Source organism: Ruegeria sp. AI2, from assembly GCF_056541275.1.
The window spans coordinates 81,478-94,143 of the sequence record NZ_JBQFYB010000011.1 but is presented as its reverse complement, the minus strand read 5'-3'; the positions used below and the strand labels follow the sequence as shown (position 1 = coordinate 94,143).

The following is a 12,666-nucleotide window of genomic DNA, read 5'->3' as shown; positions in this document are numbered from 1 at the left end:
CTGTCATTAGGGATAAGCTATTATACATCATGTCCCGCACCGCCCGATTGTTCCAACTGATGCAAGCCCTGCGTTCTGGCCCTTCGCCCAGAACATCCGAACAGTTGGCGCAGGATCTGGGTGTTTCGGCCCGAACAATTCATCGGGATATTGATGCATTGCGCGGACTGGGTGCCGTGATCGATGGCGAAGCGGGGTTTGGCTTTACGCTGATCGAGGACGCAACCCTACCCCCATTGGGGTTCACTGACGATGAGCTTGAAGCGTTGGTTCTGGGCCTGCGCGAAGTTCAGGTGATCGGCGATCCGGCTTTGTCGGGCGCAGCGGGTACGGCCCTGCGGAAACTTCAGGGACGCTTACCGCAACGCCAGTCCCATCGGCTCAGCCACGCGGTTCTGGCTGCTACGCGGTTCAACCGCCCGCCTGAGCCCACGATTGACGTGGCCACTCTGCGGCAGGCGACGTGGGATGAGCGCGCGGTCGAGTTTTTCTATACGGACGCGAAAGGCGACGCTACGCACAGGCGCGTCAACCCTTTGAGCATCGTCTATCTGGATCACTCGAACGTGTTGTTGGGCTGGTGCCACCTGCGACAGGATTTTCGCGTTTTCCGGTTGGATCGCTTACAGGACATGTCAGTGACGGAACAAAGTTTCAGGCCGAACCGCGTGCCCCTGCTGCGCGAGGCATTGGAACGCATTCGGGCAGAGCGTGCTGCGCAGGAGCGAGAGGCGAACGTCTGAGCACTTTGTGAATTTCTGATTCTGCGCTACCCTGTGGTCGAGCAGTAATCAGGAAAAAACGGAATGCGAAAATGCGTAGGCGGCGTCATGACCGTCGCATTGTGGGCATCCATAGTGCAGGCGGAAACAACAGAAAACACCAGATGGGCAGACAGCGGGATTTCACGCGCAGCGCTGCAACTGGCTTCGGCGGATGTGACCGTTTCGATCCGTCCGGTCCCGCGCCCGTTGATTGAGGCCTTGCCCGTGGCTTCTGCGACAACGGCAAGGTTTCAGTCCTGGCTTGGCGCCTTTCAGGGACGCGCGCGGCGGCAGGGCATTTCGCAGGGAACACTGACTCAGGTGTTTTCGGGGATGAGCTATGACGAAGATGTCCTGGAACGGGATCGCAATCAGGCTGAGTTTTCGAAACCCATCTGGGAGTATCTTGAAACCGCAGTGTCGGAAACGCGCCTGTCGAACGGGCGCGCCGCCCTGCAGCGGCATCGGCAGGTGTTGAACCGGATCGAGGCTGAATACGGTGTCGAAAAAGAGGTGGTCGCTGCCATCTGGGGGCTTGAAACCTCTTTCGGGTCTTATCGCGGCAGCAGTCCAACGCTTCGTTCATTGGCAACGCTAGCCTTTGATGCGCGGCGGGCACAATTCTTTGAAACGCAGTTGGTCGCTGCCCTGCGGATTGTGCAGGCTGGCGATATCAGCGCCGGCAACATGCTTGGCAGTTGGGCGGGCGCAATGGGGCATACACAATTCATGCCCACGTCATATCTGGATCACGCGGTGGATTTTGACGGTGATGGCCGGCGGGACATCTGGTCGGATGACCCGACGGATGCGCTGGCTTCGGCGGCGTCTTATCTGGCGCGGCATGGTTGGACCAGGGGTCAGCCGTGGGGCGTGGAGGTGCGTCTGCCCACCGATTTCGATTACGCCTCAGCCCGTCGTGATTTTACGCTGACGCCGTCCGAATGGGCCGCACGGGGTGTCGTGGCGCGGGATGGCACCGCCGTGCCGGATCATGGGAAGGCCGCGATCCTGCTTCCGGCCGGAAGTCAGGGCGTCGCGCTGATGATTTTTGACAATTTCAACGTGATCGAGGCGTATAACGGGGCCGACGCATATGTGATCGGCATCGGGCATCTGTCTGACCGGCTTGTAGGGGGCGCACCGTTTCAATCCGGCTGGCCGCGCGGCGACTTGGTGCTGAGTTTTGCCGAGAAAAAGGAACTTCAGACCCGTCTGACGGATGCGGGCTTTGACACAAAGGGTGTCGACGGGCGCACCGGGCCAAATACGATCAACGCCGTTCGGGCGTATCAACTGGCGCAGGGGCTGGTCCCGGACGGATACCCCACGCCAAACCTGCTGGAGAGGTTACGGTAAAGAAAAGGCGGCCCGAATGGGCCGCCTTTGAAGACGCATAAATCGCTAAATCAAGATGCGGCTTTCATCAGCCCTTGCGCAATGATCTCGGCCTGTGCTTCGTCCAGCGACTTGTAGATCCGCACGAACATCTCGTCGATATCCGCAGGTGTCAGGATCAGCGGGGGTGAGATGATCATCCGGTCGCCGACATGGCGCATGATCAGGTTATTGGCAAAGCACCGATCACGGCAGATATAGCCGACCGTGCCGGGTTCGGATGCGAATTTGGCGCGGCTGGCTTTGTCCGGGGTCAGCGCGATGGAGGCCATCATGCCAACGATCTTGGCCTCACCCACCAGCGGATGATCTGCCAGTGCCTCCCATTTCTCTTTCAGATAGGGGGCGGCAACATCGCGCACATGCTCAACGATCTTCTCTTCTTCGAGGATGCGCAGGTTCTCCAACGCCACGGCAGCCGCGACCGGGTGGCCGGAATAGGTATAGCCGTGGTTGAATTCGGTACCGCCGATCACTTCGGCGATTTCGTCGTTCACGATGGACCCGCCGATGGGCGCATAGCCCGAGCTAAGGCCCTTTGCGATCGTCATGATATGCGGCTTGATGCCAACGGTTTCCGATCCGAACCAGTTGCCTGTCCGGCCAAATCCGCAGATGACCTCGTCGGCTATCAGCAGGATATCGTACTTGTCGCAGATACGCTGAATTTCCGGCCAGTACGTATCGGGCGCGACGATCACGCCGCCTGCACCCTGAACCGGCTCAGCGATAAAGGCGGCGACCCGGTCTTCGCCCAACTCTTCAATCGCCTCTTCCAGCTCGCGCGCGCGGGCCAGACCGAATTCTTCGGGCGACATGTCACCGCCTTCGGCCCACCAGTTGGGTTGGTTGATGTGGTGGATATTCGGGATCGGAATGCCGCCCTGCGCGTGCATCCCGGCCATACCACCCAGCGAGGCCGAGCCCACGGATGAGCCGTGATAGGCGTTCTTGCGGCTGATGATGATGTTCTTGTCTGGCTGGCCCTTCTGGGCCCAGTAGGTGCGCACGAGGCGGATATTGGTATCGTTTGCCTCGGACCCGCCTGCTGCGAAAAAGACATGGTTCAGGTCGCCCGGGGCCAGTTCGGCAATCTTGGCGGCCAAAGCAATCGCGGGGACGTGGGTCGTTTTGAAGAAGGTGTTGTAATAGGGCAGCTCGCGCATCTGGCGCGCGGCAACATCGGCCAGCTCATCACGCCCATATCCGATATTGACGCACCACAGGCCCGCCATTGCATCCAGAATTTCCTCGCCTTCGCTGTCGGTCAGATAAACGCCATTGGCACGTGTGATCACGCGCGCCCCTTCCTTCCCCAGCGCACCATTGGCCGAGAAAGGGTGAATGTGATGCGCGGCATCCAGCGCCTGCAATTCGGCGGTCGGCATGTGGTTGGTGATGGTAGACATCGGAGAATCTCCTACAAGAACGCAGTTGGCGAACACAATATGATCAAATTTTTTCCTGTCAATCGAATCAAGTTAGATCAGACAGACGTCAATGCCTCCGCCATCAGGTCCATACCCTGTTCGATGTCCTGGGCGGTTGCCTTTGCGGTCATTTCTGCGTCACCGGCGCGCAAAGCGGCAATAATGTCCTTGTGCCGATCCGGAAGGCTCTGTGTGCCGAAGCGCCCGCAGACAACACGCAAAGAGGGGCCAAACCGCAACCAAAGTCTTTCGGCCAGATCACTGAGGATCGGCGCGTTTGCGTAAGAATACAGCGTTTCGTGAAATGCTTGGTTCAAACGCAGATAGCCACCGACATCACCATCGGTGATCATGCGATCCAAATGCCTGTCCAGGCGTTCCAGGTGATCAATGTCCTGCGCCTTCAGGTTGGCGGTTGCACGTCTGGAAAGCTCTGATTCTATTGAAATTCTGGCGAAGATCATCTCTTCAATATCGTTCGAGTTCAGCAGCGGTACACTGACGCGCCGATTGCCCTGGAAAACCAACCCCCCATCCGAGATCAACCGGCGAATCGCTTCGCGGACCGGAGTCATCCCAACACCCAGCGAATCAGTCAGGCCCTGGATTGTGACGGGCTGACCTGGGACCAGTTCACCGAACAGAATCTGTGATCTGAGTGTTTGGTAAACCTGCTCATGCGCGGGTTGTTTGCCCCCTTCGGTCGACGGCGCATATGCCTTATTTTTGATCAAATCCAATTGGTTCTTCCCATTTCGACTAAGCCTGACTTGTCAGGTGACTGGCCACGTGAAACCATACGCTGGATCGAGGGAAAACGCAAAACTTGATCAAATCCAAAAAAACGGGAAAATACCCGTACACTTGCAGGGAGAAGAATATGACAATCAAAACGCTGACTATGACGGCGGTCATCGCATTGGGGACTTCGGCGGCATTTGCCGAAGAGGTGCGTGTTTACAACTGGTCCGACTACATCGACGAAGAACTGCTGAGCAAGTTCGAAGCAGAAACAGGTCTAACCCTGATCTATGACGTGTTTGACAGCAACGAGGTTCTGGAAACCAAGATGCTGGCTGGTGGCTCGGGCTATGATGTGGTGGTGCCGTCAGGTACATTCCTTCAGCGCCAGATCCAGGCCGGCGCGTTTCAGCAGCTGGACAAAAGCAAGCTTTCGAACGCCGGAAACCTTTGGGATGTAATCGAAGAGCGAACTGCCGGTTATGACCCGGACAACGCGTATTCGATCAACTACATGTGGGGAACCACCGGGATCGGCGTGAATGTCGGTAAGGTCAAAGAAGTTCTGGGCGACGACATTGCCCTGAACAGCATGGATCTGGTTTTGAAACCCGAGAACATGGAAAAGCTGGCCACTTGCGGTGTGCATTTCCTGGATGCCCCGGCCGAGATCATTCCCATGGTGCTGCAATACCTTGGTGAAAACCCCGACAGCCACGACACGGACGTAATCGGCAAGACCGAAGCGGTTCTGACGGCGGTCCGCCCGCATATCCAGAAATTCCACAGCTCGGAATATATCAATGCACTGGCAAATGGCGACATCTGCGTTGCTGTGGGCTGGTCGGGTGACATCCTTCAGGCGCGCGACCGTGCCGCCGAAGCAGATAACGGAGTGGAGATCGAATACCACCCCTTCGCCGAAGGGTCGCTGATGTGGTTCGACCAGATGGCAATTCCTGTCGATGCTCCAAATCCCGAAGGCGCACACACGTTCCTCAACTTCATTCTGGACGCCAACAACATGGCGGCGGCATCGAACTATGTGTATTACGCCAATGGCAACAAAGCGTCTCAGGAATTTCTGGAAGAGGACGTGATTGGCGATCCGGCCATCTATCCGGATGATGCCACGATGCAGAACCTGTACATCACGACACCTTATCCGGCGAAAACACAGCGGGTCGTGACGCGTCTGTGGACCAAGGTCAAATCGGGCACCTGATCCGAATTGCACCGGCAGGGCGGCGCCGCCGCCTTGCCTCTCTTTCCAGCTATTCGAACGAGGGCCGTAGTGAATTCTGACGTCTTTGCGCCATGGGATGACCCGCAGGCGAAACCCTTGATCCAGTTCCGAAACGTGACCAAGCGTTTTGGTGAGTTTACTGCCATCGACAACCTGTCTTTGGATATCTTCGAGCGAGAGTTCTTTGCCCTGCTTGGTCCGTCGGGATGTGGAAAAACGACGATGATGCGGATGCTGGCCGGGTTCGAAACACCGACCGAAGGCCAAATCCTGCTTGGGGGGAAGGATATCGACCCGATCCCGCCCAACAAGCGGGCCGTGAACATGATGTTCCAGTCCTATGCCCTTTTTCCTCATCTTAGCGTCTGGGAAAACATCGCCTTTGGCTTGCGCCGGGACAGAATGCCCAAACACGATCTGGAAGACCGGGTCGAAGAGATGCTGCGCCTGACCCGGCTTGAACAGTTCGCCCGCCGCAAACCGCATCAGATATCGGGTGGGCAGAGGCAGCGTGTGGCGCTGGCGCGCTCACTTGCCAAAGCGCCCAAGCTTTTGCTGCTGGATGAACCGCTGGGCGCGCTGGACAAGAAGTTGCGCCAGGATACCCAATTCGAACTGATGGATATTCAGGAAAAAACCGGCACCACATTCGTGATCGTTACGCACGATCAGGAAGAGGCCATGACAGTCGCCAGCCGTGTGGCGGTGATGGATCAGGGTCAGCTTATGCAGGTTGCCACTCCGGACCGGATTTATGAGAACCCCGCCTCGGTCTATGTCGCTGATTTCATCGGGGACGTGAACATCATCGAAGGGCGCGCGACATCTGTCGGACAGGAAACCTATCAGGTAGACTGGGCCGAAGGGCAAGCGCCGCTGACTGCCGCGTCAGCGAAGAACTTTGAAAATGGTCAGTTGTGCCATTTGGCGATTCGGCCGGAAAAAGTGACAATCTCGGCCGAGCGTCCGGCAGATGCAGTGAATGCGGTGCAAGGCAAGGTTCATGACATCGCGTATCTGGGCAATCTGTCCACTTACCACGTTGAGTTGGCAAACGGCACAATCATCAAGGCACAGACGGCCAACACCCGCCGCATCTCGCGCCGTTCATTCACCTGGGAAGACCCGGTCTGGCTGTCCTGGACGGCCACGGCTGCGGTTCTGCTGGCCGACTGATGCGCCGCGCTGTTCTGATCGCCATACCTTATGTCTGGCTGTTGGCGCTGTTCATGGTGCCATTCTTCATCGTTCTGAAGATTTCGCTGTCGGATACCGCGCTTGCGATCCCGCCCTATACACCGACACTGGATTTTTCAGCTGGTTGGTCGGGGATCAAAGAGTTCTTCAGCCAGCTTGATCTTGAAAACTTCATCTGGCTGACCGAGGACGACCTGTACTGGAAAGCGTATCTGTCCAGCGTCAAGATCGCTTTGATCTCAACCTTCCTGACTTTGCTGGTTGGCTACCCCATCGCCTATGGCATGGCCCGTGCGCCCGAGGAATGGCGGCCAACGCTGATGATGCTGGTGATCCTGCCTTTCTGGACGTCATTCCTGATCCGGGTCTATGCGTGGATGGGCATTCTGTCGAATGAAGGGTACCTTAACCAACTGCTTCTGTGGACGGGCATCATTTCGACGCCTTTGACGATCCTGAACACCTCGACCGCCGTCTATATCGGTATTGTCTACACTTATCTTCCGTTCATGATCCTGCCGATTTATTCGTCATTGGAACGCATGGATGGTTCGCTGATCGAGGCGGCCGAGGATTTGGGCTGCTCGAGGGCACAAGCCTTCTGGCTGGTCACCATTCCACTGTCCAGACCGGGCATCATCGCAGGTTGTTTTCTGGTGATGATCCCCGTGATCGGTGAGTTTGTGATCCCGTCACTACTGGGTGGGTCCGGCACGTTGATGATCGGCAAGGTTCTGTGGGAAGAATTTTTCTCGAACCGAGACTGGCCCGTGGCAAGTGCTGTCGCGATCGTGCTGTTGCTTATTCTGGTCGTTCCCATCGTGCTGTTCCAGCGCAACCAGCAGAAACAGGCGGAGGCTGACGGATGAACAGATTAAGCTGGTTCAATACGGTTTCGCTGACGCTGGGTTTTGCGTTCCTGTATATTCCGATGATCATCCTGATCATCTTCAGCTTTAACGAAAGCAAGCTGGTCACGGTCTGGGCCGGGTTTTCGACCAAATGGTATGGCGAACTGGTTCAGAACGAGGCATTTCTGGATGCCGCGTGGGTCACGGTCCGGGTTGCGGTGTTTTCTTCGACACTGGCAACGATTCTGGGGACTGCGGCCGCTTATGTGCTGGTTCGGGGCAAGCGATTCTTTGGCCGGACACTGTTTTCCGGCATGATCTACGCGCCACTTGTGATGCCCGAGGTGATCACCGGCCTGTCGCTGTTGTTGCTGTTTATCGGGATCGGGCTGGACCGGGGTATCCTGACCATCGTTCTGGCTCACACAACATTTTCGATGTGTTTTGTCTCGGTTGTCGTCTCGTCACGGCTTGTGACATTCGACAAATCGCTGGAAGAAGCCGCTTTGGATCTGGGTTGTTCACCCGCGCAGGCCTTTGGTCTGGTCACCCTGCCGATCATCGCGCCTGCGGTAATCTCGGGCTGGCTGCTGGCTTTCACATTGTCGCTGGATGATCTGGTTATCGCGTCGTTCACATCGGGCCCGTCGGCGACGACCCTGCCGATCAAGATCTTTTCGGCCGTGCGGCTGGGCGTCAGCCCCGAGATAAACGCGCTGTCGACGATTATGATCGCGGTCGTGACGGTTGGGGTGATCACGGCCTCACTTGTGACCAAAAGCGCGATGATGCGCCAACGGCAGGACGAGCAGGCCGCTGCGCGCACCGAATGAAACGGATATTTCCCGAATACACCTATGGCGCAGGTCCTCGTGGTGGTTGCTGGTGGGACGAAACCATTGCAAACCCGAACTGGCCAGAGCTTCAGGGCGACCTGAACGTTGATGTTGCCATCGTCGGTGGCGGCTTTACAGGGGTCTCAGCGGCTTTGCATCTGGCGGAGAACGCGACCTCGGTAGCTGTGTTCGAGGCAGGCCCACCGGGGTGGGGTGCATCAGGTCGCAATGGCGGTTTCTGCTGTCTTGGCGGATCGAAGCTTGGGCAAAAGTCTATGGTGCGCCGCTATGGCCGCGAAGCGGCGCAAGCCTATGAGACGGCTGAACAGGATGCGGTCCAGCTGGTTGCCGATCTGCTGGCGCGGCATCGGATAGATGCCGATACGCATTCCAACGGTGAGACTCAACTGGCCCATTCGCGGCATGCGATGGATGTCCTGCGCCGATACGCGGACGAGACCGGCATTCTGCACCAAGCTGCTGAATTACCAGCGCTCGGTATGGGTGGTGCATTTTTCGGTGGGTATACTCTGCCGGTTGGCTTCGGGCTCAATCCCCGGAAATACCTGTTCGGGCTGGCAAGCGCTGCGGCAGCTTCGGGAGCGAATTTCTTCCAGAACAACCCCGTTCTGAACATTGAAAAAACGACGTCCGGCTTCAGGCTGCAAACAAGCGCGGGGCAGGTTAACGCACAGGTCGTGCTGATTTGTACCAACGGGTATTCCAGCGAAGACATCCCCGATTGGATGTCCGGACGCTACTTACCTGCGCAATCAACGGTTATGGTAACACGCCCACTTAGCCAGGCAGAACTATTGGCGCAGGGCTGGAACTCGGACCAGATATGTTACGACACGCGCAATCTTCTGCACTATTTTCGCCTGATGCCGGATGGGCGCTTTTTGTTCGGAATGAGAGGCGGCTTGTTGTCGTCGCCCCGGTCCGAGGCCGCGATCCGGGCAAAGGTTCAACAGGACTTCAAGCGCATGTTCCCGGCCTGGGCAGCGGTTGAGGCGACTCATATCTGGTCGGGGATGGTGTGCCTTTCGCGAAGCCTGATGCCTTATGTCGGTGCCGTGCCCAAGCAGCCAGGCATGTTTGCCGGATTTGCGTATCATGGCAACGGCGTCGCTATGGGGACTTACAGCGGGCGCGCATTGGCGTGGCTGGCATTGGGCAAAGAGGCCCACTTGCCAGCCCCGATGAGGCAAACTCCTGAACGGTTTCCGATGGGCCGCTGGCGTCGCGCATTGATGCCACCGGCATACGCCCTCTTTGCGCTTTCCGACCTCAGGTAAACTCAATCGGTTTCAGGGTTTCGATTTCCAGTTTCAACCCTTCGGAATAGTCGGGTGCACCGTTTTCTGCGCGCCACAGGCAATAAGCGGCCATGCGCCAAGCATACCATGGCTTGAGCCGTTGATAACGGGCAACAATCTCGGGTCTGCGATAGGCGGACAGAAACTGAACTTCTTCGGCGTCCGACAATGGTGAGCCCCGGTACAACCTTTGCATTGCCGGGGACAGAAACAGCGCAAGGTCTTCGCACGGGTCGCCAAAGGCCGGGCATTGCCAGTCGATCAAGGTCAGGCCGCGGGACGCGACCAGAATATTTCCTGCGACCGGGTCGCCATGGATCAGGCAAGTCTTGGTCGTGGGGGGGACGGATATCGAAGGTTGCAGTTTTGCCAGTTCGTTTCGGGTTTCTGACCTGCACCCTTGCAGAATTCTGTGCCCATGGGCCATCAGGTCCGCGCTGCCGTTACACCCGGCGGGCGCTGGAATGGTGTTGGGTAGCGAGTGCAACCTGCGCAGCAGTTCACCAACCTTGTCCGACCCTTTCCGCCAAGGTGTTCCGGGTGCGTGGTCGTAAAACACCCAATGCGCGTTCTTGTGCTGTCCTGCGGCGCGCAGCCTTGGTACAAATCCGGTCGGACCAAGCGCCTTGAGGCAGAGAGCTTCCAGCTTTGCATCATTTCGAAACAAGGGGTTGCGTAAGGTCGGGCTGTAGAGCTTCAGTACTTTGTCGCCGTTGTCCCCCAGCACTTTCCACACCCTGTTGGTCCGACCACCATACAGGATTTCGAAGTGCGCGTACATGTTGACCAACCCCATAGTGCTGAGGTGTTCAACCAGATCATGAGGGGGGGCAGGCAGGTCGGGCAGATGTCTTTTCACTTCTTCTGGCGAGTCGAGTTGCCAACCTTTGGCCCGTACTGCCTGACAGATCAAGCGCCCGTTCGGACCGCAGTGATCAGATCTGCGGAAATCACTTGACCACCTTGCAGGGTCAGCAGAACAGCATCCTCTCCCACCTGCGCTTCGACGACGCGGTTATAGGCAGCGACCGGTTTCTCGGAAATCAGCCGGTCATTTTTGTAGCTTTCCAGCGTCGCGGTGTAGTTGCCAGCGGCCATCGGATCGCCTGAGGAACTCACACCTGCCCAAGCAAACTCCGTCGCTGTTGTGGGAACAGAAACCGTGTCGACGACTGTGCCTTCATGATCACGGATCACCAGTCTGGTTGCGTCCGCGTCAGAATCCGCGTTCGAGAACAGGGTCACCGGCTGGCCGTTGAAATGGAAACCCGAGGCAGATCGGACGTCCATTCCGACCCAGCTTGCAAGGTCGTTCAGATTGACACTGCCAAGCGTGCTGGTCAGGGCGGAAAGCAGGTCATTGGTTTGAACCTGTTGTTCAACCATCGAAAATTGCGCAAGTTGCGATGCGTATTCGGTTGAATCCATCGGCTCCAGCGGGTCCTGATTCTGGGCCTGCGCGGTCAGCATCAGCAGAAACGTTTCGAAATCCGAGGTGATCGCAGAACTCCGGGACGGACCGGCAGTTTGCTGAGAGGCGGCAGCCTGTGTGGCGGTGACGGGAGTGATCATTTTTCAATATCTCATATCGATGCCCCTGACCGGAGCAGGAGTTTGTGGAAGCGGCGTGGCTTGCGCGAGGTGCACGCTCTGAACCGGTTCGGATTCTGGCGCGGCCTGAGCGTCGAATTCATCTGCCCACTGACTCCGCGCACCTGAATCCGACGGAGTCCCTAGATCGATGTTCAGGTTTCCATAGCCCAGTTTCTGAAACTCCTCCGTAAGAACGGACAGGTGGCGGCGCATAAGCTCCATCGTGTCCGGGCGTTCGGTGGCGATTGTCATCAGGAGCCCGTCATCCCGACCATTCAGCACAATGGATACGCGCCCCAATTCTTCGGGGCTTAGCGAGATTTCCATGATACCGGTTCCCGGCGGGGTCTGAATCGTTGCCGCCAATTGCCCGGCTATGGCACGGGCAATTTCAGCACGGGCGAACGGAGAGGGCATCGCCGAGTGTTGTGCCACCTCGCGGGGGGCTTGCTGAACGGGTTCGTCTAAGGCGATGGGCACAGAGTCAACCTCATGAACCGGTGCCGCCTGTTCCGCTTCGATTGAGTTGAGGATCAGCTGAAGCTGCGCAACGGGTGTCGCGCGGTTTGGACTTGTCGGATTGGGCGTGGCAGCGACTTCCGCTGTCTCGGGCGCCGTCTTTGCGCTTTCAAGGAGGGGTTCGGCTTTCAACCCGGCTGTCTGGTCCTTTGATCGGGTTGGCTGGTTCAGCACAGGCAAAGCCTCTGAGGGTTTTTGGGCTGGCGTGACCTGGGTCGAAGCGGTGTGAACCTGCTCTTCGATTGGTTGCCCGGGCACAAAGGGTTGAATGTCGGTCTGACGGGGCAAACCCATTGGCGCAACGGTTTGTTCCGGTTCTGTCGTACCCGTTGCGGGGATATCCGCTGCGGCAGGAACAAACGGCGCGGGATGCACCGTATCTGCCCCAGGCGTTTCGGATGTCCCGGCCATCTCGGTCTGCGACGAAATGTTGTTTGCCAACTCTGGTGCCCGAGGTGAAATCACCTCGACAGATGCCTCAGCCGTGTTTGACAGAACGGCCTCAACCTCAATCTCGGCAGTTTCGTCGGTGGTTTCGATAGAAGTGGCCAAAGCCGTGGTGCCGGGGAGAGGATGTGTTTGGTTTCCCTGTTCAAGGATGTCCTCGAAACTGTCCGACCCGGCAGTACGACCCGGATCTTTGGCGGGCGAACTGGGTTTCGCAGTTGCTGTTGGCGCTGCGGCTGCCAGCGTTAGTGGGTTGGGCATTTTGCTCTGGCTCCGTGTGATTGATCAGAACTCTGCCCGCAGGAAGTTACGTTTATTTTAACCG

12 protein-coding genes are annotated in these 12,666 nt (G+C 57.6%); 7 read left to right on the top strand and 5 right to left on the bottom strand.

Annotation, left to right across the window (positions count from 1 at the left end; translation table 11 throughout):
* Positions 1-29 precede the first annotated feature (29 nt).
* Together ACR0LL_RS16745 and ACR0LL_RS16740 are read left to right on the top strand one after the other, a co-directional pair.
* On the top strand, positions 30-743 hold the full coding sequence (locus tag ACR0LL_RS16745) for a helix-turn-helix transcriptional regulator (protein WP_480484146.1): 714 nt from the start codon (positions 30-32) through the stop codon (positions 741-743).
* A gap of 87 nt (positions 744-830) precedes the next feature.
* The gene (locus tag ACR0LL_RS16740) at positions 831-2,123 is read left to right on the top strand and encodes a lytic murein transglycosylase (protein WP_480588362.1); all 1,293 of its coding nucleotides are present in this window, start codon (positions 831-833) and stop codon (positions 2,121-2,123) included.
* Positions 2,124-2,173: 50 nt separating this feature from the next.
* Here the strand turns inward: ACR0LL_RS16740 and ACR0LL_RS16735 are convergent, their stop codons facing one another.
* Together ACR0LL_RS16735 and ACR0LL_RS16730 are read right to left on the bottom strand one after the other, a co-directional pair.
* Positions 2,174-3,571 (bottom strand): aspartate aminotransferase family protein, encoded by a 1,398-nt coding sequence (locus tag ACR0LL_RS16735; RefSeq protein ID WP_480588361.1) that lies wholly within the window; start codon positions 3,569-3,571, stop codon positions 2,174-2,176.
* A 77-nt stretch (positions 3,572-3,648) separates the two neighbouring features.
* Positions 3,649-4,332: a GntR family transcriptional regulator gene (locus ACR0LL_RS16730; RefSeq protein WP_267363697.1), complete on the bottom strand. Its 684-nt coding sequence runs from the start codon at positions 4,330-4,332 to the stop codon at positions 3,649-3,651.
* 140 nt (positions 4,333-4,472) lie between these two features.
* Here ACR0LL_RS16730 and ACR0LL_RS16725 point away from each other — a divergent pair, with 140 nt between their 5' ends.
* From ACR0LL_RS16725 to ACR0LL_RS16705, 5 genes are all read left to right on the top strand, one after another.
* A complete protein-coding gene (locus ACR0LL_RS16725; protein WP_480588359.1) occupies positions 4,473-5,558 on the top strand; it encodes a polyamine ABC transporter substrate-binding protein in 1,086 nt (361 codons plus the stop codon).
* A 69-nt stretch (positions 5,559-5,627) separates the two neighbouring features.
* Entirely contained in the window at positions 5,628-6,755 is a 1,128-nt protein-coding gene (locus ACR0LL_RS16720; protein ID WP_480588357.1) for an ABC transporter ATP-binding protein, read from the top strand.
* Entirely contained in the window at positions 6,755-7,645 is an 891-nt protein-coding gene (locus ACR0LL_RS16715) for an ABC transporter permease subunit (protein ID WP_480484141.1), read from the top strand. The genes ACR0LL_RS16720 and ACR0LL_RS16715 overlap by 1 nt, the downstream gene beginning before the upstream one ends.
* Complete coding sequence (locus tag ACR0LL_RS16710; protein WP_480588356.1) at positions 7,642-8,460, top strand: ABC transporter permease; 819 nt, start codon at positions 7,642-7,644, stop codon at positions 8,458-8,460. The genes ACR0LL_RS16715 and ACR0LL_RS16710 overlap by 4 nt, the downstream gene beginning before the upstream one ends.
* On the top strand, positions 8,457-9,761 hold the full coding sequence (locus ACR0LL_RS16705) for an NAD(P)/FAD-dependent oxidoreductase (protein ID WP_480588354.1): 1,305 nt from the start codon (positions 8,457-8,459) through the stop codon (positions 9,759-9,761). The genes ACR0LL_RS16710 and ACR0LL_RS16705 overlap by 4 nt, the downstream gene beginning before the upstream one ends.
* Here ACR0LL_RS16705 and ACR0LL_RS16700 read toward each other — a convergent pair.
* The 3 genes from ACR0LL_RS16700 to fliK are packed head-to-tail and all read right to left on the bottom strand — an operon-like array spanning position 9,754 to position 12,602.
* Complete coding sequence (locus ACR0LL_RS16700) at positions 9,754-10,641, bottom strand: phosphotransferase (protein WP_480588352.1); 888 nt, start codon at positions 10,639-10,641, stop codon at positions 9,754-9,756. The two genes, ACR0LL_RS16705 and ACR0LL_RS16700, sit on opposite strands and share 8 nt — an antisense overlap.
* A gap of 50 nt (positions 10,642-10,691) precedes the next feature.
* Positions 10,692-11,354: a flagellar hook capping FlgD N-terminal domain-containing protein gene (locus ACR0LL_RS16695; protein ID WP_480588350.1), complete on the bottom strand. Its 663-nt coding sequence runs from the start codon at positions 11,352-11,354 to the stop codon at positions 10,692-10,694.
* Positions 11,355-11,357: 3 nt separating this feature from the next.
* Complete coding sequence (gene fliK, locus ACR0LL_RS16690; protein WP_480588349.1) at positions 11,358-12,602, bottom strand: flagellar hook-length control protein FliK; 1,245 nt, start codon at positions 12,600-12,602, stop codon at positions 11,358-11,360.
* Positions 12,603-12,666 lie beyond the last annotated feature (64 nt).

What these genes read in the sequence shown, in the direction of transcription:
- ACR0LL_RS16740 (WP_480588362.1), top strand. Translation starts at nt 831, where the DNA reads ATGACCGTCGCATTGTGGGCATCCATAGTGCAGGCGGAAACAACAGAA.
- ACR0LL_RS16710 (WP_480588356.1), top strand. Translation starts at nt 7,642, where the DNA reads ATGAACAGATTAAGCTGGTTCAATACGGTTTCGCTGACGCTGGGTTTT.
- ACR0LL_RS16735 (WP_480588361.1), bottom strand. Translation starts at nt 3,571, where the DNA reads ATGTCTACCATCACCAACCACATGCCGACCGCCGAATTGCAGGCGCTG.
- ACR0LL_RS16695 (WP_480588350.1), bottom strand. Translation starts at nt 11,354, where the DNA reads ATGATCACTCCCGTCACCGCCACACAGGCTGCCGCCTCTCAGCAAACT.
- ACR0LL_RS16745 (WP_480484146.1), top strand. Translation starts at nt 30, where the DNA reads ATGTCCCGCACCGCCCGATTGTTCCAACTGATGCAAGCCCTGCGTTCT.
- ACR0LL_RS16725 (WP_480588359.1), top strand. Translation starts at nt 4,473, where the DNA reads ATGACAATCAAAACGCTGACTATGACGGCGGTCATCGCATTGGGGACT.
- ACR0LL_RS16705 (WP_480588354.1), top strand. Translation starts at nt 8,457, where the DNA reads ATGAAACGGATATTTCCCGAATACACCTATGGCGCAGGTCCTCGTGGT.
- ACR0LL_RS16715 (WP_480484141.1), top strand. Translation starts at nt 6,755, where the DNA reads ATGCGCCGCGCTGTTCTGATCGCCATACCTTATGTCTGGCTGTTGGCG.
- fliK (WP_480588349.1), bottom strand. Translation starts at nt 12,602, where the DNA reads ATGCCCAACCCACTAACGCTGGCAGCCGCAGCGCCAACAGCAACTGCG.